Origin of the sequence: Amycolatopsis sp. NPDC049688, from assembly GCF_040674975.1 — a bacterium.
GTDB lineage: Bacteria > Actinomycetota > Actinomycetes > Mycobacteriales > Pseudonocardiaceae > Amycolatopsis.
Map to the genome: position 1 here is coordinate 84,524 of NZ_JBFANY010000004.1, position 20,157 is coordinate 104,680.

General features: G+C 71.4%; 15 protein-coding genes and 1 tRNA gene. 10 read left to right on the forward strand and 6 right to left on the reverse strand.

Annotated elements, in window-relative coordinates:
• Nucleotides 1-10: 10 nt before the first annotated feature.
• The gene (locus AB0J55_RS15740) at nucleotides 11-1,063 is read right to left on the reverse strand and encodes an alpha/beta hydrolase (RefSeq protein WP_364248323.1); all 1,053 of its coding nucleotides are present in this window, start codon (nucleotides 1,061-1,063) and stop codon (nucleotides 11-13) included.
• A gap of 127 nt (nucleotides 1,064-1,190) precedes the next feature.
• Between AB0J55_RS15740 and AB0J55_RS15745 the strand changes: the two genes are divergently transcribed.
• The 6 genes from AB0J55_RS15745 (at nucleotide 1,191) to AB0J55_RS15770 (ending at nucleotide 5,169) form a co-directional block, all read left to right on the forward strand.
• Nucleotides 1,191-1,763 (forward strand): NAD(P)H-dependent oxidoreductase, encoded by a 573-nt coding sequence (locus AB0J55_RS15745; protein ID WP_364248325.1) that lies wholly within the window; start codon nucleotides 1,191-1,193, stop codon nucleotides 1,761-1,763.
• A gap of 135 nt (nucleotides 1,764-1,898) precedes the next feature.
• A complete protein-coding gene (locus AB0J55_RS15750) occupies nucleotides 1,899-2,321 on the forward strand; it encodes an organic hydroperoxide resistance protein (protein ID WP_013230586.1) in 423 nt (140 codons plus the stop codon).
• Nucleotides 2,322-2,361: 40 nt separating this feature from the next.
• Nucleotides 2,362-2,838 carry a DNA starvation/stationary phase protection protein gene (locus AB0J55_RS15755; RefSeq protein ID WP_364248327.1) on the forward strand — a complete coding sequence of 159 codons (477 nt, stop codon included), beginning with the start codon at nucleotides 2,362-2,364 and terminating at the stop codon, nucleotides 2,836-2,838.
• Nucleotides 2,839-2,911: 73 nt separating this feature from the next.
• The gene (locus tag AB0J55_RS15760) at nucleotides 2,912-4,300 is read left to right on the forward strand and encodes a glutamate decarboxylase (RefSeq protein WP_364248329.1); all 1,389 of its coding nucleotides are present in this window, start codon (nucleotides 2,912-2,914) and stop codon (nucleotides 4,298-4,300) included.
• 46 nt (nucleotides 4,301-4,346) lie between these two features.
• Nucleotides 4,347-4,973 carry a TIGR03085 family metal-binding protein gene (locus AB0J55_RS15765; protein WP_364248331.1) on the forward strand — a complete coding sequence of 209 codons (627 nt, stop codon included), beginning with the start codon at nucleotides 4,347-4,349 and terminating at the stop codon, nucleotides 4,971-4,973.
• A gap of 10 nt (nucleotides 4,974-4,983) precedes the next feature.
• Complete coding sequence (locus AB0J55_RS15770; protein WP_086840847.1) at nucleotides 4,984-5,169, forward strand: tautomerase family protein; 186 nt, start codon at nucleotides 4,984-4,986, stop codon at nucleotides 5,167-5,169.
• A gap of 37 nt (nucleotides 5,170-5,206) precedes the next feature.
• On the opposite strand, the gene AB0J55_RS15775 is transcribed toward AB0J55_RS15770, so the two are convergent.
• Nucleotides 5,207-7,057 carry a prolyl oligopeptidase family serine peptidase gene (locus tag AB0J55_RS15775; RefSeq protein WP_364248333.1) on the reverse strand — a complete coding sequence of 617 codons (1,851 nt, stop codon included), beginning with the start codon at nucleotides 7,055-7,057 and terminating at the stop codon, nucleotides 5,207-5,209.
• Between the two features lie 39 nt (nucleotides 7,058-7,096).
• Between AB0J55_RS15775 and AB0J55_RS15780 the strand changes: the two genes are divergently transcribed.
• Nucleotides 7,097-7,870 (forward strand): methyltransferase domain-containing protein, encoded by a 774-nt coding sequence (locus AB0J55_RS15780; protein ID WP_364248335.1) that lies wholly within the window; start codon nucleotides 7,097-7,099, stop codon nucleotides 7,868-7,870.
• A 42-nt stretch (nucleotides 7,871-7,912) separates the two neighbouring features.
• Here the strand turns inward: AB0J55_RS15780 and AB0J55_RS15785 are convergent.
• Together AB0J55_RS15785 and AB0J55_RS15790 are read right to left on the reverse strand one after the other, a co-directional pair.
• A tRNA-Pro gene (locus AB0J55_RS15785) sits at nucleotides 7,913-7,986 on the reverse strand.
• 29 nt (nucleotides 7,987-8,015) lie between these two features.
• Nucleotides 8,016-8,996: a metallophosphoesterase gene (locus AB0J55_RS15790; RefSeq protein WP_364248337.1), complete on the reverse strand. Its 981-nt coding sequence runs from the start codon at nucleotides 8,994-8,996 to the stop codon at nucleotides 8,016-8,018.
• A gap of 179 nt (nucleotides 8,997-9,175) precedes the next feature.
• On the opposite strand from AB0J55_RS15790, the gene AB0J55_RS15795 reads away from it, so the two are divergent.
• The 3 genes from AB0J55_RS15795 to AB0J55_RS15805 all read left to right on the forward strand — a co-directional run bounded on the left by AB0J55_RS15795 (nucleotide 9,176) and on the right by AB0J55_RS15805 (nucleotide 15,374).
• Nucleotides 9,176-10,870 carry a protein kinase gene (locus AB0J55_RS15795; RefSeq protein WP_364248339.1) on the forward strand — a complete coding sequence of 565 codons (1,695 nt, stop codon included), beginning with the start codon at nucleotides 9,176-9,178 and terminating at the stop codon, nucleotides 10,868-10,870.
• Nucleotides 10,871-11,046: 176 nt separating this feature from the next.
• Entirely contained in the window at nucleotides 11,047-14,979 is a 3,933-nt protein-coding gene (locus AB0J55_RS15800; RefSeq protein WP_364248341.1) for a hypothetical protein, read from the forward strand.
• A gap of 20 nt (nucleotides 14,980-14,999) precedes the next feature.
• Complete coding sequence (locus AB0J55_RS15805) at nucleotides 15,000-15,374, forward strand: hypothetical protein (protein ID WP_364248343.1); 375 nt, start codon at nucleotides 15,000-15,002, stop codon at nucleotides 15,372-15,374.
• Between the two features lie 2 nt (nucleotides 15,375-15,376).
• On the opposite strand, the gene AB0J55_RS15810 is transcribed toward AB0J55_RS15805, so the two are convergent.
• Both AB0J55_RS15810 and AB0J55_RS15815 read right to left on the reverse strand, forming a co-directional pair.
• Nucleotides 15,377-15,850, reverse strand: a complete 474-nt coding sequence (locus AB0J55_RS15810) for a hypothetical protein (protein WP_364248345.1) — start codon at nucleotides 15,848-15,850, stop codon at nucleotides 15,377-15,379.
• 9 nt (nucleotides 15,851-15,859) lie between these two features.
• A complete protein-coding gene (locus AB0J55_RS15815) occupies nucleotides 15,860-19,699 on the reverse strand; it encodes an SGNH/GDSL hydrolase family protein (protein WP_364248347.1) in 3,840 nt (1,279 codons plus the stop codon).
• Nucleotides 19,700-20,157 lie beyond the last annotated feature (458 nt).

Consider the following 20,157-nt stretch of genomic DNA (forward strand, 5'->3'; position numbering starts at 1 on the left):
CAGCCGACCGTCAGTGCACTTTGGACAGTCCCTGCCGCAGGGCGCCCGCCGTCTCCGCCAGTGCTTCGCGGAAGCGCGTCCCCACCCCGGTGAAGTTGATGAATCCGTGGATCAGGTCGTCGTGGCGGCGCAACGCGACCTCGACGCCCGCTTCGCGTAGCTTCTCCGCGTATGCCTCCCCTTCGTCCCGCAACGGGTCGAAGCCCGCCGTGACGACCAACGCCGGCGGCAGGCCGCTCAGGTCGTCCGCGCGCAACGGAGAGAGCCGCGGGTCGGTCAGGTCCGTGCCCTCCGGTACGTAATGCCCTTCGAACCACTTCATGTGCACGTCGGTCAGGAACAGGTTCTCGGCGAACAAGTCCTGCGAGCGGTACCGCTGCGCGAAGTCCGTCGCCGGGTAGATCAGCAGCTGGAAGGCCGGGACCGGGCCGCCGCGGCGCACGGCCTGCTGGGCCGTCACGGCCGCGAGGTTGCCGCCCGCGCTGTCGCCGCCGACGGCGATGCGCGCCGGGTCGGCGCCCAGGTCGCCCGCCTTCGCCACCGCGTATTCGAACGCGGCCAGCGCGTCTTCCGTCGCCGCCGGGAAGGGGAACTCCGGGGCCAGCCGGTACTCGATCGACAGCACCCGCACCCCGGCGTGCTTGGCCAGGAACCGGACGGCGTTGTCGTGGCTCGAACGGGTGCCGATCACCCAGCCGCCGCCGTGGAAGAACACCAGCAGCGGCGACTTCTCGGGCAGCCCCACCGGCGTGTACAGCGTCGAAGGAAGGTCGCCGTCGGGCGTCGGCACGGCGATCTCGCGCACCGAAACCGGCTCGATCGGGCGGCCGCTGACCAGGTGCCGTCCAGTGTCGAGCAGGGCGCGCGACTGCTCCACCGAGCCGCGCACCAGCTCGGCGCGGGCGATCTTCTGCAGGCGGAGCAACAGCTGGGCGTCGAGGGCGAGGTCTTGGCCGTCGATGCGGACCGGGCGGCCCGCGACCGCCCGCCGCACCGGCGTGGGCAGCCAGAAGGCGAGCTGTGACGCGGCCGCCTGGGCACGGACCGGGAGCGGGATCGCCATGGTTCCTCCATCAGCGTCGGGGCTGCGTGCGAGGTTACTGCTCAGTAGGTAACAGGTCCAGCTGTGACCAGGACCTCGGTCCCAGAGTCTGGTCCTCCAGTTAAGTGGAGGGGTTAGCCTGGAAAACGTGACTTCAGCCAGGACGATCAACGTGCTCGGGATCGGCGGCTCTCTGCGTGAGGGCTCCCAGTCCGAACGCGCGCTGCAGATCGCGCTCGACGGCGCCGCGGAGGCCGGCGCCCGGACCCGGCTGATCACCGGCCCGGAACTCGTGCTGCCGTTCTACGACGCCGGCGTCCCCGAGCGCGACGAGCGCGCCACCCGGCTCATCGAGGCCATCCGGGCCGCGGACGGGCTCATCGTCGTCTCGCCCGGCTACCACGGCGCCCTGTCCGGCCTGGTCAAGAACGCCCTGGACTACGTCGAGGACCTGCGCGAAGACCGCCGTCCGTACCTGGACGGCCGCGCGGTCGGGCTGGCCGCCGTCGCGTACGGCTGGCAGGCCGCGGTGACCACGCTCGAGCAGCTGCGCACGATCACGCACGCCCTGCGCGGCTGGGCCACCCCGCTGGGCGGCTCGATCAACTCGGCCGAGACCAAGTTCGACGAAGCCGGCGGCGCGTCCGACGAGAAGAGCGTCCGCACCCTTCGCCTGATCGGGCGGCAGGTCGCCGAATTCGCGGTGACCCGCACCGCATGACGTTTCGCCCGGTGGCCGCCGGGTAACAAACCAGACGTGATGCCTGCCATGTGGGGGCACTGTTCCGCGGGTGCGGGATGTTGTGCCCAGTGAGACGCTCGCGGTGGAGCGTCCGGGACAGAAGGCAGGCTGAGCATGGGTCAGGCGATCTACACGGCGGTGGCGACGGCGCGCGGCGACGGGCGGAACGGCGAAGTGACGTCGTCCGACGGCGTGATCGACGAGTCGCTGGCCATCCCGAAGGAGATGGGTGGCCCTGGCGGGGACAAGACCAATCCCGAGCAGCTGTTCGCCGCCGGTTACTCGGCCTGCTTCCACAGCGCCCTGCAGCTGGTCGCGCGCCAGGCGAAGGTGCCGCTCAACGGCTCGACCGTGACCGCGGAGGTCAGCGTGCTCAAGCAGGAGGTCGGGTTCGGCCTCGGCGTCGCGCTGAACGTCTCGCTCCCGGGCCTCGACCAGGCCCAGGCCGACCAGCTGGTCGAGCAGGCGCACCAGGTGTGCCCCTACTCCAACGCGACCCGCGGCAACATCGAGGTCGCGCTGTCCGCCACCGTCTGACCCCCCGGTCCGAACCAGTACGAGGAAAGGATCACGCCAGATGAGCAAGTCTCCGATCAAGAGCCCGCTTTCCGAGGCCGACAAGGAGATCACCGGCAACGCCCTGCAGGCGACGCTGGTCGACCTGGTCGACCTGTCCCTCATCGCCAAGCAGGCGCACTGGAACGTCGTCGGCTCGAACTTCCGCAGTGCGCACCTGCAGCTCGACGAGCTCGTGAACACCGCGCGCCAGTACGTCGACGAGGTGGCCGAGCGCGCCAACGCCATCGGCATCTCGCCGAACGGCAAGGCGAAGACCGTCGTCGAGAGCTCGGGCGTGCCCGACTACCCCGACAACTGGCAGTCGGTCGAGTCCACCGTTGCCGCGATCGTCGACATCCTCGCGGCGCTCATCGCGCGGCTGCGCGAGCGCATCGACGAGACCGACAAGAGCGACCTCGTCACGCAGGACCTGCTGATCGAGATCACCCGGGCGCTGGAAGAGGCGCACTGGATGTGGCAGGCGCAGCAGGCCTGATTTTTCGCCACGAAAGGGCCGTTCCGGATGGAGCGGCCCTTTTTCGTCGGTGCGGGTGAGTACGTTCGGTGGCATGGTCTTGCATCAGGGGAAAACCGACCGCCCGGACCGCACGGCCGGGACGAATCCGTTGTACGCCGGGGCGAACCCGGCGCTCGCGGCGGGCTTCGTCATGCCGCACGACAAGCTGCGCGAAGACTCGCTGCCGCCGGACACCGCACTGCAGCTGGTGCGCGACGAGCTGATGCTCGACGGCAACGCCCGGCTCAACCTCGCCACCTTCGTCACGACGTGGATGGAGCCGCAGGCGCGGGAGCTGATGGCCGAGTGCGTCGACAAGAACATGATCGACAAGGACGAGTACCCGCAGACGGCCGAGCTGGAGCGGCGCTGTGTGAACATCCTCGCCGACCTGTGGCACGCACCCGATCCGGCGGACATCATGGGCTGCTCGACGACGGGGTCGTCGGAGGCGTGCATGCTCGCCGGGATGGCGCTGAAACGGCGCTGGGCCCGGCTCGGCCGCAGCGGCCGGCCGAACCTGGTGATGGGCGCGAACGTCCAGGTGTGCTGGGAGAAGTTCTGCGAGTACTGGGAGGTCGAGCCCCGCCTGGTCCCGATGGACGGCGACCGGTTCCACCTCACCGCCGAGGAGGCCGTGGCGCGCTGCGACGAGAACACGATCGGCGTGGTCGCGATCCTGGGCTCGACGTTCGACGGCAGCTACGAGCCGGTCGCGGAGATCGCGGCGGCCCTGGACGCGCTGCAGGCGCGGTCCGGCTGGGACATCCCGGTGCACGTCGACGGCGCTTCCGGCGCGATGATCGCCCCGTTCCTGGACCCGGACCTGGAGTGGGACTTCCGCCTGCCGCGCGTGGCGTCGATCAACACGTCGGGCCACAAGTACGGCCTGGTCTACCCGGGCGTGGGCTGGGTGCTCTGGCGCGACAAGGCGGCGCTGCCGTCCGAGCTGGTGTTCAACGTGAACTACCTCGGCGGCGACATGCCGACATTCGCGCTGAACTTCTCCCGCCCGGGCGCGGAGGTCGCGGCCCAGTACTACACGTTCGTCCGGCTCGGGCGCTCCGGGTTCCGGGCGGTGCAGCAGGCTTCGCGCGACGTCGCCATGCACCTGTCTTCCGGGATCGAGTCGCTCGGGCCGTTCTCGTTGCTGACGCGGGGGGATCAGCTGCCGGTGTTCGCGTTCACGACGGTTCCGGACGCGGGCTTCGACGTCTTCGACGTGTCACGACGGCTGCGTGAGCGGGGCTGGCTGGTGCCGGCGTACACGTTCCCGGAGAACCGGACGGACCTGGCGGTGCTGAGGATCGTGGTCCGCAACGGCTTCACGCACGACTTGGCGGACCTCCTGCTGGCCGACCTGCGTCGGGTGCTGCCGGAGCTGGAGGAGCTGGGCGGCCGCCCGAAGGACCCGGCGAAGGCGACGGCGTTCCACCACTAGCTCACATCCCGTCGCCAGGGCCTCTACCGGCGGGTAACGTCGAGGCATGGGTGTCGCTGCTGACGAACGCCGGGCGCTGAGTGCGCTCTTCGAAGAACTCGGGCCCGACGCGCCGACGTTGTGCGAGGGCTGGACCACGCGGGATCTCGCCGCCCACCTCGTCGTGCGGGAGCACCGGGCGGACGCCGCTCCGGGCATCGTCGTGCCCGCGCTCGCCCGGTACACTCAGAAAGTCCAGGATCGCTACGCCGCGAAACCCTGGGCGCAGCTGGTCGAGCAGGTGCGGCGGGGGCCGTCGAAGTTCTGGCCCACCGCCATCGGCCCGCTCGACGAACTCACCAACACCGCCGAGTTCCTCGTCCACCACGAGGACGTCCGGCGTGCGCAGGACGGCTGGGAGCCGCGGCCCGCGGATCCCACCCGGGACGCCGCCGCCTGGCGGTCGGCGACGCAGGCGGCGAAGCTGAACCTCCGCAAGTCGCCCGTCGGCGTGACGCTGCGGACGAAAGACGGCCGCGAGGCCGCCGTCAAGACCGGGCCCGACCCGGTGACGATCGTCGGCGAGCCGGTGGACCTGCTGCTGTTCGTCTTCGGCCGCGACGCCGTTCACCTGGACTTCGAGGGCGACGCGGCTGCCGTCGGCCGGCTGCAGGCGGTGAACCGGGGCCTCTAGGCTGCGCCCCATGCCGATGATCAGCGTTGCCATGTTCCCCGGCCGTACCCCGGCCCAGAAGAGCGCCTTGGTCCGCGAGCTGACCGACGCCTTCGTCCGCACCTGCGGCGGCAAGCCCGAAGGCGTCCAGGTCACGCTGGTCGAAATCGGCGCCGACCACTGGGCCAGCGGCGGCGTCCTGTACTCCGAACGCTGACCCGCCGGGAGACCGGTCCGGCCTCCCGGCGAGCACGTCAGCGCAGGCCCAGGGCCCGCAGCGCGAAGTGGACCTCGATCGCGGTCTGCTTGATCGTCTCGGCGATCACCAGCGAGCCGTGGCCCGCGTCGTAGCGGTAGAACTCGTGGTGCAGGTCGCGGTGGCCGAGCCGGTCGAGGTAGTTCTCGATCTGGCGGATCGGGCAGCGCGGGTCGTTGTCGCCGGCGAGCACGAGCACCGGCGCCGTCACGGCGTCGACGTACGTGATCGGCGAGCACTCCCGGTACACCGCGGGCACGTCCTCCGGCGAGCCGCCGAAGAGCGCGCGGTCGAACGAGCGCAGCTGCTCCATCTCGTCCTCGTACGCGGCGACGTAGTCCGCCACCGGCACCCCGGCGATGCCCGCCGCCCACCGCGACGGCTGCGTGCCGAGCGCGAGCAGGGACAGGTAACCGCCCCAGGAAGCGCCGTTGACGACGCACTTCGCCGGGTCGCTGAGTCCACTTCGGATGGCCCAGTCGTGGACCGCGGCGACGTCCTCGAGCTCGGTCAGGCCGGGACGGCCCTCGATGGCGTCGCGCCAGGCCGAGCCGTAGCCGGTCGAGCCGCGGTAGTTGACCTCGACCACGGCGAACCCGGCGTCGAGCCAGGTCGCCCGGTAGGCCGAGAAGCGGTCCTCGTCCGCCGCGTGCGGGCCGCCGTGCAGCGTGAACACCGTGGGCAGCGGGCCCTCCGGTGCGTCCGAAGGCCGCGAGACGAGCGCGTGGATCCGCCCGCCGACCCCCTCGACGAACGCGTCGGTCATCGGCTCCGAGCCCGGCGCCCGCTCGCCCGGCGGCTCGAGCAGGATCGAATCGGTGCCGTCGGTGGTCCGCGCCCGCACCGCGGCCGGCTCGGCGGCGCTGGACCACGAGTACTCGACCGTGCCGTCCGGGCGGACGCCCGCCCCGCCGATCCGCCCCGCCGGCGTGTCCACAGAGGACAGTTCGGCCGTGTCGAGGTCGTAGCGGTACAGCGAACTGCGGCCCTCGTGGAAGTGGACGACGAGCAGGGCGCGCGCGTCCGGGTACCAGCCCGCGACGACCTCGCCGGGCAGGCCGAGCTCGATCTCGGTCTCGGTGCCGGCCTGGACGTCCCAGACGAGCAGCTCCTCGCGGCCCCGGCGTTCGTGCAGCACCAGCAGGCGCTGGTCGCCGGGCAGTGGCGAGAACTCGAGCGCGGACAGGCCCTTGCCCTCGCCGTCCCACAGCTCGGCGACCGTCCCGAACCCGTCGGCCGCCAGCACCCGCAGCGCGGGGTGGCGCGAGTCACCGTGCTCGGAGTGCGAGATCGCGATCAGGCTCTCGTCGCGCGAGAGGGAGGCGATGCCGGCGTCGTCCGGGTGGCTGTAGAAGCGGTGCGTCTCGCCGCCGATCCGGGCGAACAGCTCGCTGCCGTCGTCGGTCGAGACGCCGACCGCGACGAGCTTCGCGCCGATCTCGAGACCGGCCGGGTAGCCGTCGTGGACGTCCGGCACGGCCTTCTCCGGCTTGCTGCCCTCGGTCGCGGCGAACGGCTCGCGGACCCAGGAACCGAACTCGTCGCCGTCGGTGTCGTCGAACCACCAGATCCACTCGCCGTCCGGGGACGGCGTGGCGTGCATGGTGCCGTTGGGCCGGTCGGTGACGCGGCGGTGCTCGTCCGTCGCCCGGTTCCAGGCGTAGACCTCCCAGACGCCGCTGGCGTTGGAGACGTAGACGTTGGCTTCCGGGGCGTCGCGGGCCCACTCGGGCACGGAGATGCGCGGGGCGTGGAAGCGGGCGCGCCAGCGGGCTTCGGCTTCGGCGTCGTCGAACAGCCGGTCCGGGACCACCGCGGGCGGATATTGGTTGGCTGACTGCGTGCTCACCCCTCGATCCTGCCACCTTCTGGCCGTACTGTGTGCGGGGTGCTGGAGGGTTACGCGCCGGGCTACGGGCGAGACGCGGTGTCGATGCTGGCCGCGCGTACGGCTGCCGAGCGCGCGACTTTCGCCCAGCCCCTGTTCCGGCCGGGCATGTGGGTGGTCGACCTGGGCTGCGGCCCGGGCTCGATCACGCTGGGCCTGGCCGCGGAGTCCCGGGTGACGGGCGTCGACCGCGACGCGGGCCAGGTGGTCCTCGCCCGCGAGGCGGCCCGCCGCGCGGGCAGGTCCACAGTGGACTTCGTGGTCGGCTCGGCGTACGACCTGCCGTTCGCTTCCGGCAGTGTGGACGTGGCGTTCTCGCACGCGCTGTTCGAGCACCTCGCTTCTCCGGCCGACGCGTTGGCAGAGTTACGCCGGGTGTTGCGCCCCGGCGGGAAGCTGGCGTTGTCCACATCGGACTGGAGCAAGGCGCGCCTGCGCCCGAAGACGGCGAACGTCGACGCAGCCTTGAGAGGGCACTACCTCCTGCGCCGCCGCGCGGGCGGCGACCCGTTCGCGGGTCGTCACATCGCGGAGGAGTGCGTGCGGGCGGGCTTCACGGAGGTGACTTCGCGGGCGAAGTACCGCGAAGACATGAGCTACCGCGACCTGGCGAAGTACGTGGAGTCGCGGCTGGACGCGGCGATCGCGGACCCGGCGTTCGCGCGCGACCGCGACCAGCTGGCGAGCGCGGCCCGCTCGGCCTGGATGTGGACCCGCGGCGGCGACGGCGACTTCAGCCAGTGCTGGGTCGAGGTGACGGCCACCCGGCCCTGAAAACCAGAAGAGCCGGTGTCCGAAGACACCGGCTCTTACTCGTCGGGGTGGCGGGATTTGAACCCACGACCTCCTCGACCCGAACGAGGCACGCTACCAAGCTGCGCCACACCCCGAGGTACTGCTTAACGGGTCGTGGAGAAGTCTAGCGGACGCTGTCGCGGGCTTTACGGGGGGCCGACTTATGGGGCTCGTTCGACCCCGATCCGCGCGGGACCAGCGTCAACAGGCTCGCCTCGGGCGGGCACGCGAACCGCGCCGGTGCCCACGGTGACGTCCCCAAGCCGGCCGACACGTGCAGCCACATGTGCGCGCCCCAGCGGGACGCACCCCGGGCCCGGCTGCGATCCAGGTCACAGTTGGTGACGATGGCGCCGTAGCCCGGGAGCCGGAGCTGGCCGCCGTGGGTGTGGCCCGCCAGGACCAGGTCGTAACCGTCCGTGGCGAACGTGTCCAGGACCCGGGGCTCCGGCGAGTGCGTCACGCCGAGGCGGACGGCCGCGCCGCTGTCGGCCGGGCCGGCGATGTCCGCGTAACGGTCGCGGCGCAGGTGCGGGTCGTCGACCCCCGCCGCGAACACGCGCTGCCCGCCGACGTCGATCGTGCGGCGGACGTGCGTCAGGTCCGTCCAGCCGTGCTCGACGAACGCCGCGCGCAGGTCGCGCCAGGGCAGCTGGACGCCGTGGATGCGCTTCTTCTTGCCCTGCGGCATCAGGTAGCGGGCCGGGTTCTTCGGCTTGGGCGCGTAGTAGTCGTTGCTGCCGAAGACGAACACCCCCGGCCGGTCGAGCAGCGGGCCCAGCGCCCGCAGCACGGCCGGGACGGCCGTCCGGTGCGACAGGTTGTCGCCGGTGTTGACCACGAGGTCCGGGTTCAGTTCGTCGAGCGCGGCGACCCACCGCTGCTTGCTGTGGTGACCGGGCAGCATGTGCAGGTCCGAGACGTGCAGGATGGTGAACGGCCGCGATCCCGGCGCCAGCACCGGCAGCTCGGCGGTGCGGAGGGTCCAGCGGCGCCGTTCGATGCCGACGGCGTAACCGAGGGTCGCGGCGCCGAGCGCCACCGTCCCCGCGGCGAGGCGCGCGGCCGTCGCCCCCGACGTGCGTGTGTTACTGAGCGTGCTCACGAAGTCCAGGATACGTGCTCAACGGTTGGGTGACTTCGCCGCCGTTCCGGGGAACCTGCCGCTTAGCATTTGCGTCGGCCTGAACATGGGCATTTCGGGGGTTCCGGGTGGCGGAGCCCCCGGCCCGGGGCGAAGCCCCGGATGTCACGGGAAACAGGCCGGGGGGCTTGGGGAGAACGATGGAGCAGTTCGGGCCGTACCGGATCGAGGGCCTGCTCGGCCGCGGTGGCATGGGCGAGGTCCACCGCGCCTACGACACGGCGCACGACCGCGTCGTCGCGCTGAAGCTGTTGTCCGACCCCTTCGTCGCCGACGAAGCCTTCCGCGCGCGGTTCCGCCGCGAGTCGCAGATCGTCGCGCGGCTGCGGGAACCGCACGTGATCCCGATCCACGCCTACGGCGAGATCGACGGCCGCCTCTACCTCGACATGCGGCTCGTCGAAGGCCGCGACCTCAAGGAGCTCCTCGAAGACGGTCCGCTGGAACCCGCACGGGCCGCCGGGATCGTGGCGCAGGTCGCCGGCGCACTCGACGCCGCGCACGCCGACGGCCTGGTGCACCGCGACGTCAAGCCGTCGAACGTGCTCGTCACCGACGCCGACTTCGTGTACCTCGTGGACTTCGGCATCGCGCGGTCGATGACCGCCGAAGGGACCTCGATCACCGGCACCGGCAACGTGATCGGCACCCTCGACTACATGGCGCCGGAACGCTTCGGCGACACGCCGGTCACCGGGCTCATCGACGTCTACGCGCTCGCGTGCGTGTTCTTCGAATGCCTCACCGGCCGCCGCCCGTTCCCGGCCGAGGGCGCGGCCGCGCAGATGGGCGCGCACCTGACCGCGCCGCCGCCGGTGCTGTCCCAAGCCCGCCCGGGCCTCCCGCCGGCGTTGGACGCCGTGGTGGCACGCGGGATGGCGAAGCGCCCGGCCGACCGGTACCCGACGGCGAGCGCGTTCGCCGACGCCGTCCGCGCGGCGTTGACCGCGCCCGCGCCGCCCTTCCCGACGTGGCAGAAGACGCTGCCCGGGCCGGTGGCGCAAGCGGCGCCGATGACCCCGCCCCGGCCGATGCCGGTCCCGGCGGTCCCGCGCCCGGCGCCGCCGACGGGACCGTTCACCGGGCCGCCGCCGATCACCCCGAAGCCCGCGAAACCGCAGCGGAACCGGTGGCTCGCGCTGTGCGCCGTCCTGGCCGGAATCGTCGTGGTGGCGCTCGTGATCACCTACGTCGTGACCCGGGACCGGGCGAACCAGACGGCCGGACCGGGGCCGTCGACACCCACCCCCGACGTCCAAAGCTCTTCACCGGCACCGGAAACCCCGACGACGGAACCACCGTCCACTTCGGAATCCTCGAAGACCTCGGAAGCGAAGCCGCCGCACGACGACGCCCTGGCCGCGGCGGTGCCGCCGATCTACCGGACCTGCACCGACGCGGCGGCGCCCGCCGGCGCGGCCGCGGCGGTCGAGTGCACCGGTTCGACCGTCGGTGACGTCAGGATCGGCAACGTCTGGTTCCCGGAGCCGACCGGCGCCCGGTTCCTCCGCTTCGCCGACGCCGCCGCGATGGACGCGTTCTTCCAGAACATCGTGAAGACCCAGGGCCTCACCCGCAACGACGCGCAGGGAGCGTGCCGTCCGGACAAGTACCCCAAGATCTGGGGCACCTACTACCGGGCCGAGGTCCGGAACCCGGTCCCGGGCGAGTACCTGACCTGCTTCCTGGGTGATCCCGCCCAGCTGGTGTGGACGGAGAAGAAGAACCTCGTGGCGGGCGTCCTGCTTTCGACGAAGATCACCACCAACGACGAGCTGGACAAGCTCTACCAGTGGTGGAACTCGGAGATCCTGTCGGACATGCCGCAGAGCTGATCACCCGGGCAGCGTATTGATCGCCGTGTGGCGAACTGGCTGAATACGTCGGGAGAGGGGGCAAAACCGGCAGCGTCTGCCGGTCGTCATCGCTGGGGGGTTCCACACCGCGTCCGTCGCCGGCGCGGTGTTTGCCGTGCGAGCGGTTTCGCGCCCACTGCACCCGAGGGGGATCAGTGAGATCCAGTCGTCCGCGGCTCCGATGGGCGGCCGCGTTCGCGGTCGCGCTTTCGGTCAGCGCCGCCGTTTCGGCGCCGGCTTCCGCCGCACCCGAGAACCCGAACCCCGAAACCGACACCAAAGCCGCGGCTCCGCCACGGGCCACCGCCCGCAGCGTCGGTGCCGCGGAGCGCGCCCCCGGCTGGGACCGCTCGGCCGACCGGGCCTGGACGAGCAGCGGTGACGCGGACGGCTTCCACCTCCTGGTCGCCGACGAGGCGAAAGCCTACGAGTGGCACACCGTCGCCACGCTGTCCGAGCCGGGTTTCGACGCCGACGCGTGGATCGGCAACGTCTGCGTGACCGGGTCGGCCCACCGGGCGGTCGTCGCGTACGCCCCGCGCACCTTCACCAACAAGACCGAGCTCTTCGACCGCGGGGCGTTCACCGCCGTCGTCGACCTCGACACCGGGGCGGTGCGGAAGCTGCCGGTCCGGACCAGCCTCGCCTACTTCAACCCCTCCTGCGGCACCGGCGATTCCGCCGTCCTCACCCAGGCCGGTGACGAAGACCTCGGGAAGACCCGGCTGCTGCGCCTCGACGCGGCCTCCGGCAAGCTCGCCGCGCCCGTCGACGTCGCGGGCCAGCTGACGTCGGCGGTGCCGACGGCGCACGGCCTGATCGGCGCGACCAAGGACGCGCTCGTCCGGGTCACCGGCAGCGGCGCCCTGCAGCGGGTCGCCCCGGCGTCCGGCGTGCCCTACGCGCTGGCCGCCGACGCCGACGGCGGCGTGGTCTACCTCGACCACGACGGGACGCAGAACGCCAAGGCCCGCCGGGCGGTGATCGCCGGCGACGGGACGGTCACCACCAGGACCCTCGCCACCGGCACGCGGACCGCGCTGGGCGTGACCTCGGGCCGTGGTGGCCGGGTCGCCGTCACCGGCGTCAAGAAGGCCACCGGCGCGGCCCTGCCCGCCGCGGTCTCGCTGCTCGACGTGCCGAAGGACGCGACGGTGTCCACCGAGGGCCGGCTCGCCGTCACCGAGGTGGTCAAGCCGGGCGTGCCCGACCCGCGGCAGGCACCCGCGGGCGCCCAGGCCGTCAACATCACCGCGACGGTCCTGCCCAACCACAAGCAGGTCACGCTCGTCGCGGAAACGGACACCGCGCCCGCGGCCGGGCGCGTGACGAGCCCGGCCCCGGCCGGCACCTCGGCCCCGGCGGCCACCAACGGCAACCCCACCGACCCGTCCGACTCGGCCGACCGCTACTGCAGCGTGCCCCGCACCGACCCGCGCAACCAGGCGATGCAGCCGAAGCCCCGGCAGGTCGAATGGGCCGTCGACCAGGCCGTCCGCGGCGCGCTGACGGTGCAGCGGCCGGCGAACTGGAAGAACCTCGGCATGCCGGCGTACACGCCGCAGGGCCTGTTCCCCAAGGTGGACCTGGCCGGCGGCGGGTTCGTGCCCGCGCAGGTGATGCTCGGCATCACGGCGCAGGAGTCGAACATGTGGCAGGCCGCGCGGTCCTCGGTGCCCGGCACCACCGGCAACCCGCTGATCGGCAACTACTACGGCATCAACTACTACAACGGCAACGCGGCCGACGACTGGACGATCGACTGGGCGAAGGCCGACTGCGGCTACGGCGTCACGCAGGTCACCGACCACATGCGCCTGGCGGGCAAGGAAAAGGGCCCGGGCGACGAGGCGTGGCCGCTGCAGACGCAGCGGGCCGTGGCGCTGGACTTCGCCGCGAACGTGGCCGCCGGCGCGCAGATCATCTCCAACAAGTGGAACGAGGTCCGGGCCGCGGGCCTGGTCGTCAACAACGGTGACGTCTCCCGGATCGAGAACTGGTTCTTCGCGATCTGGGCCTACAACTCCGGGTTCCACCCCGCGTCGGGTTCGGCGCCGTGGGGGCTCGGCTGGGGCAACAACCCGGCGAACCCGCGGTTCCTCGACAGCCGGCTGCCGTTCCTCGAGTATTCCTACGCCGACGCGGCGCACCCGCAGTACTGGCCGTACCCGGAGAAGGTGCTCGGCTGGGCCGGGCACCCGGTCAACCTGATCGAGACGCCGGGCACCATGGTCGCCGGCTTCCGGCCGTCGTGGTGGAACACCGTCGACAACCGGCTCGCGGTCAAGCCGCCGGTGAACCAGTTCTGCGACGACAGCAACGAATGCCACCCGGGTGAGAAGAACGTGCCGGACTACGCGGGCACCGGCCCGGACGACCCGGCCAACGTCGTCGGCGAACCGGCCGGTCCGTGTGCGCACAAGACCGGCGGGAAGTTCGACCTCAAGTGCTGGTACCACCAGTCCAACACGTGGAAGCCGGACTGCGACTCCTCGTGCGGGTACGAACTGCTCCGGTTCGATCCCGGGTACGCCTACCAGGAAGACGCCAACAGCTACCCGCCGAACTGCAGCACCGCCGGGCTGCCGTCGAACACCCTGATCGTCGACGACGCCAACGGCGCCCCGCCGGTCCGGAACAACTGCGGGCAGACGTGGAACAACGCGGGCAGCTTCCAGCTCAGCTACTCCGACGACGGCACCGGGCACTACCCGGGGAAGGTCGACACGCACCAGCTCGGCGGTGGCTTCGGCGGCCACTTCTACTTCGGCCACACGCGCACGTCGTCGGTCGAGGGCGGCCGCCTGAAGGCCACCGGGACGTGGACGCTGGACAACCCGCTCAACGCCTGGGCGCGGGTCATGGTGCACCTGCCCGACATCGGCGCCCAGACCCAGCAGGCGCGCTACGACATCAACCTGGGCAACGGGCAGAGCCGGCACCGGTACCTCAACCAGCAGATCCAGCGCAACGGCTGGGTGTCGATCGGGGTGTACCCGTTCGCCGGGCGGCCGAGCGTCTCGATGAGCACGCTGACCGAGGAGGGCACCGGCGACCTCGACGTCGCCTGGGACGCGATCGCGTTCCAGCCGCTGCCGGCCAAGCCGACGAACATCGTCGCGGCGCTGGGCGATTCCTACTCCTCGGGTGAGGGCGCCGGCAACTACGCGACCGAGTCCGACCTCAACCACGGCAACGCCGAGTGGAACGCCTGCCGCCGCAGCGCCAACGCCTGGCCGCGCAAGATGGTGATCCCCGGTTCGGGCGGTTCGCTGGGCACGTTGTCCGACCAGTGGAACACGAACAACGAACTCGGGTTCGTCGCCTGTTCGGGCGCGTCGACGTGGAACGTCTCCGGGCGGTGGAACGGTTCGGGCTCGATCCCGACGTCGTGGATCCACCCGGAGCAGTACGAGAAGGGCGAGGGTCAGTTCCACGAGATCAACCAGGTGGCCTCCGGGGTGCTGACGCCGGAAACCACGCTGGTGACCCTGACGATCGGCGGCAACGACGAGGGCGCGTTCGTCAACGCCCTGATGGACTGCGCGTCGATCACCAACTGCGCCGACGACGAGTACCTGCCGAAGTACAAGGCCGTCTTCGACCGCACGAAGACGCGGATCGCCGACACGGTCCGCGCCATCCGCGGCGAAGCGCCGAACGCCCAGATCGTGCTGACGGCGTACCCGGAACCGTTGAGCCGCACGGTGAAGTGCGGTGGTTCCTGGTACTTCGACCTGAGCGAGGTGCACGCGATCGCCGAGCTGACCGGCTACGTCCGCGACAAGGAGGCCGAGGTCGTCACGCAGCTGCGCGGCGAGGGCATCAAGGTGGACGCGGCCGACCCGATCGGCGCGTTCGTCGGCCACGGCGGCTGCGACGACCCGGAGTGGATCAACAAGATCGTCCTCGGCCCCAACGGCGAGGGGGACTTCCACAAGGGTGACAACCCGACACAGTTCTGCTTCTGGGACGTCCTGGGCGGAGCGTGCCTGAGCCGAGAGATGTTCCACCCCAACGCGGCGGGGACGACCGGCTACGCTCAGGTCATGGAAGCGCGACTGACCCAGCTCCACTACCCGAGCTGATGACCGGACCGGGACGGCGGGTGAAGCCGCTCCTCTTCTGGCTGCTCTTCGGCGTGTTCCTGGCCGGGGCGGCGGGAGTGGTGTGGGTCTTCACCGTCGTCCCGGGCCGGGTGCAGGACAAGGTCACGGAGCCGCACGTGGTCGGCACGGAGGCCCCGGAGATCGCCGCGAGGCTGGAGAAGCTGACCCCGGCGGAGCGAGCGGAGGACGGCCCGCTCCGCCGCGCGGCAGCGGTCGACGGCGCGACGGCGATCCTGATCACCCGGGACGGCACGCGGATGACGGTGGTCGTCCAGCTGGTGTCGCCGGATCCGGACCACGTTTGCTATGCGTTCGCTGTTCCCCCGGCGGGCGCGGCTTCCGTGCGGTACGACCGGTTGCCGAGCTGCCCCTGAAATCAGTCCGCCAGCTTGATTTCCCGGTCGACCGGGACACCGTTGTCGGGACCGGGCAGCCCGGGCGGGCAGGGGAGATCGGCCATCGCCACCTCGCCGGGCCGGCCCAGGTCCCCGGAGTAGGACACGCACAGCCGCACGGCGATCTGCTCGTACTGGCCCTGGAACCCGTCGCCGACAAGGGAAACGAACGCGTACCGGGCGGTGTACCGGCCGTCGGCGGGGAGTTCCTTGCCCAGCAGCACGGTGCCCCCGACCCGGTTCTCGTTCGGCACGATGTCCGCGATCGCCTGATCGACCGAGGCCCGCATGGGCGGCGCGGCGGCCCGCAGCTGCCGCAGCGCATCCGCGGCGGCGGCGCGTGCCCCGGCGACCGCCTTCGGCCGGAGCTCGTCGGCGGGACTGGCACAGGCCGTGCAGCACGTCGCCACCGCGATCGCCCCGCACAGCCCGGCCAGTCCCGCCCGCAAGCCCATCTCCCGAGGCTACATCCCGGCGATCGCCGCGGTGGCGACCTGCCCGTAGACCTGCGAACCCTCGACGGTCGGGTGCATGCTCTGCTGGGAAACGGCGTTCGCGGCGTCGCCCCGGGTCAGCGTCAGCACGACCCGGTGGATCAGCTCCGGGCCGCTCGAGGTGCCGCCCCGGTCGTCGCCGCACGCCGCCCGGCCGGCGAACGCCGGACGCGGATCGGCCCACGTCACCGGAATCCCCGCCGCCTTCGCGTTCGTCACCGCGGTGCGCAGGACGTCATCGAGGCGGTTGTTCATCTCGATGATCCACGGTCCCTCGTCGGCCCCGATCCCGGGAATGCACTCGCCGTCGACCTCCAGCAGGATCGGGTAACCCATCACGAGGATCTTCGCGTTCGGGGCTCGCGCCGGGTCCCGCAGCGACGTCAGAACGGTTTGCAGGGCCGGGCCGATCTGGTCGATCTTCTTCGGCTCGGCCGACGAAAGCGGTTCGCCGTCGTTCTCGAACACCTGGTTCTGGCAGACCGTCACCGACAGCACGCACTGGTTGAAGATCGGCGTGAACCGCGCGTCGTTGCCGCCCGCGGAGAACGTCACCAGGGTCGTGTACTGGTCGAGGTAGCCCTGGTCGGGCTGCTGTCCCTCCTGGTACTGCCCGGATCCGCCCGGCAGCAGGTTCCGCGTCGTCGCGCCGGCGCAGGCGGACATGTGGTAGCTCAGCGTCGGATCGAACGCATCCACCCGGGACCCGATCGTGCGGCCGGGGTTGTCCGGCAGGAAGGTCTGCCGTGCCCACGCGCCGGGCGCGCGGTGGCAGGCGTCGCGCATGGTGTGGTCGTCGCCGTGTTCGTCCCGGCCGTCGTGGTCGCTGCTGCGGTAGTAGCTCCACACCCCGTTCAGCGGGTCGCCGCTCGCACCCTCGCCCGAGGCGTACGAATCACCGAGGGCGACGACCTGGTTGGCGGGCTTGCCGGGCAGCGGCTGGAAGGCCAGGGCGTCCCACGGCACGTCCCGCACGTCGTCGGCCCACTGGTTGTCGACGTCGCGGCGCGTGAAGTTGTCGAGCGACACGCTCGGTGTGCCGTGGAAGTTGAACGCGCCCAGGGATTCCCAGTGCCCGGGGGCCGGGTTGCGCCCGTCGTCGAGGTAGTTGCCTTCCACGACCGAGCGGGTGGGTGAGGTCGAATCGGAACCGTTGACCGTGTAGAACGCCTGTGGTGTCCGGGCGCGGTGGTCCGGGATGTACACCAGCACGCGCGCCCAGCCGTTGAGCTGCTGGTCCAGCGTCCACGTTCCGGTGACCCGGTGCTTTTCGTTGGCCGGGACGTTCGGCTGGCCGCGCCACGCGTGCGCGCTCCACATGTGGCCGCCGAAACCGCCGTCCACCTGGTGGAAGTCGATCTTCGACGGGTAGTGGCCCTGTGCGTCGGCGGCGAACTTGAACGTCAGGGAACCGTGGTTGGTCCAGTCCTTGTTGCAGCCGCGGTAGGTCGTGACGTCACCGGGGACGTCGTCGATGATCAGCGAGCCGGCCGGCAGTTCCGCCGCGCCCCCGCAGTCGGGCCGGTAGAGCACCTTCGAGGCGGCCAGCACCGGTTCGGGGGTACCCGGCGTGAAGCGCGGGTTTTCGCCGCCGCACCCGGTCGGGCAGTTCGTCCAGCTCACCGAGGCGTGCCACCAGCAGCGCAGGTCGTCGCGCAGGCAGTGGCTCCCGGAATCGTTCGGGTACTGCGACGGCTTGTGGATCTGGGTCATGTCGCACTGCACCGCGGTGCTGCAGAAGGTGCCCAGCGGCGGCCGCTGCGGCGTGCCCGCGTTGGGCCAGAGTGCGGGCTGGTAGGCGGTGCCGTACGTGCCCGCCTTCCAGTCCAGCCGCACCAACGGGTGCTTCGCCCAGCCGAGCACGCGCTCGGGGTAGGCCCAGTGGCCGGGCGTCTTCGCGTCGTCGTAGCTCGCGTCGAGGAAACCGTTGCGGTCGGGCGGGAAGTCCTCGTTCGCCACGTTGTTGGCCCAGCCGAGGCCGTAGACACCGGCCACCTCGCCCACTGCGTGCCAGCCGCTGTTGTACGCCCAGAGCGCGTACCACCAGTTCTCGATCTTGGCGGGATCGCCGTTGTTGACGGTGATGCCGACCTGCTTCATCTGGTTCCACTTGTCGATCAGGATGTTGAGCCCGGCGGCGATGTTGGCCGCGTAGTCGACGGTCAGCGCGACCTGCTGCGTCGGCGTGTACACCGAGGTGCCTTCGCTGACCCGCATGCCGGTCGTCACCTGGGTCGCGCCGTAACCGCAGTCGACGTTGCCGAAGTTCACGCTGTCGACGCCGACGCCCTTGCCGTAGAAGCCGCCCTGGTTGAAGTTGCCGCTTTCGCCGTCGACGGTGTTCATCCCCGACTGCCACATGTTCGATTCCTGCGCCATCACGCCGAGCAGCACCTGGGCGGGCACCTGCCCGCCGCCGGTGAGGGCGTGCAGCGGGAACAGGCCCTGCGGGGTGTAGGCGGGCAGCGTCGAACCGTTCCAGCCGGCCGGGCGCTGGACGTTCAGCTGCCCCTTCACCGCGAGGTCGGCCGCCCATTCGGCCATCTCGGGCGTGGCCTGCAGCGACTGGATCTTCGGATCGTTGCGGGGTATCGCGCACCCGCGGTCGGGGTCGATCGTGGTCGTCGACGGATCGACGGCGGCGGCCCGCCGTCCGGTGCCGTCCGGAGCGCCGATCGCGGGCGAAGCCGCGCTTCCGGCCGACGGCACCAGGGCGTCGGGGTGCACGGAAAACTCCGGCCGCGCACCGGTTTTCAGCACCTGGGCTTCGATCCTGACCGGCGACGCGTCACCGGGGTGGTCCGGCGCGCCGCCGGTGTTCGTGGCGGACAGCACGGCCAGCGCGCCCGTGGTCGACAGGCTCGCGCCGGCCGGGACGTCGGCGGCCTGCCAGCCGGCGGGCAGCGGCGCGGCGAGCCGGGCCGCGGCCGGGCCCTGCACCACGACGTGGCCCGCGACCTGGCTCAACCGCACGGAATCCAGCGGGGCCACGGTGATCCGCGCGTCACCGGCCCGGGTGTAGCGGTGGAGTTCGGTGCCGTCCTTCGTGCGGACTTCGTACCCGACGCCGCCGTCCTTGTCCGCGCTCAGCCGGAACGGCGTGCCGGCGCTGCCGGCGACGTGCCGGAGCTTCCCGTCCGGTCCGACGGTGGCGAGGCCGTCCGCCGCGGCGGCCAGCACACCGTCGCCGAAGGGCACCGCGGAGGTGACCTGCCCGGTCGCGTCGACCTGCCGCACCACCTTCGCGGTGGGGGCGTCGACCGTCACCAGCCGCGACTTGTACGTGTCGCCGGCGGTGAGGTTGCGGGTGAAGACGACCTCGTCGCCCGAGCCGCAACCCGGGTTGTAGTAGGCGAGGTTCACCGCGAACGGCAGTTTGCGCACGGCACCGGTGCCGAGGTCGACGACGGCGGCGAGCCCGCCGGCGTGGAACCGCTCCTCGCGGTTCACCGCCTCGCGCGGGGCGTAGACGACGGCGGCGAACCGGCCCGAGCCGGTCACGCAGTCCTGCCCGATCCACTGGCTGGTCTCGGCGCCGGGCTCGGTGAGCGTCGCCGCGGTGCGCCAGGCGTAGCCGTCCTTGGCGTCGGCGACGAGGACGTGGAAGCCGGCGGTGTCACCCGCGGTGGCCACCGCGCGGTCGGCGGAGGTGGCCCAGCCGGATCCGAGCACGCCGGCGCGCTGGGCGGCCGGAACCGACGAGGTGGGTGGCGGGCCGGCGGGTGGAGGAGCGGGCGCGGCGGACGCGGGACTCTGCCCGGCCGCGAGGGCGGAGATCAGGGTGACGGCCGCCGCGAGGGGTGGCCACACGGGTCTGGGGACCTTGCGCATGGGCGCATGCCTTCCTGAAATCGTGACGGCGTGAACCATCACGGGAATGAGTTTTCGAACGCGGTCGCCGAATTGCGGAACGCCGCGGAAAACCGGGATCAAGCCAGGCGGAAAAGGTGCGGATGTCCGTATTTCGGGCCTGGTGAGACATGTGGATGCGATGCGGAACCGAACACGTGTGCGACTCCTGGCCGAAGACGCGGCAGAGCCGTTCACCCCCTCCCCAGGGCTGGTGACCGCGGCGGCCTGAACTGGCATCGCTGCAGCGTGTGACGTTAACAGGTTGTCCCGGCCATGATCAAGGGCTGACCGGGTGACCGGCCGACCGGCTCGACACGATCTTCGTGGACGCCTGACATCACTCGATCGGTGGATTGAGGAAGAGTTGTCGGACGCAGCTATGCTCCGGACGGGAGGAGGGGACGGTGGCCCGGAAT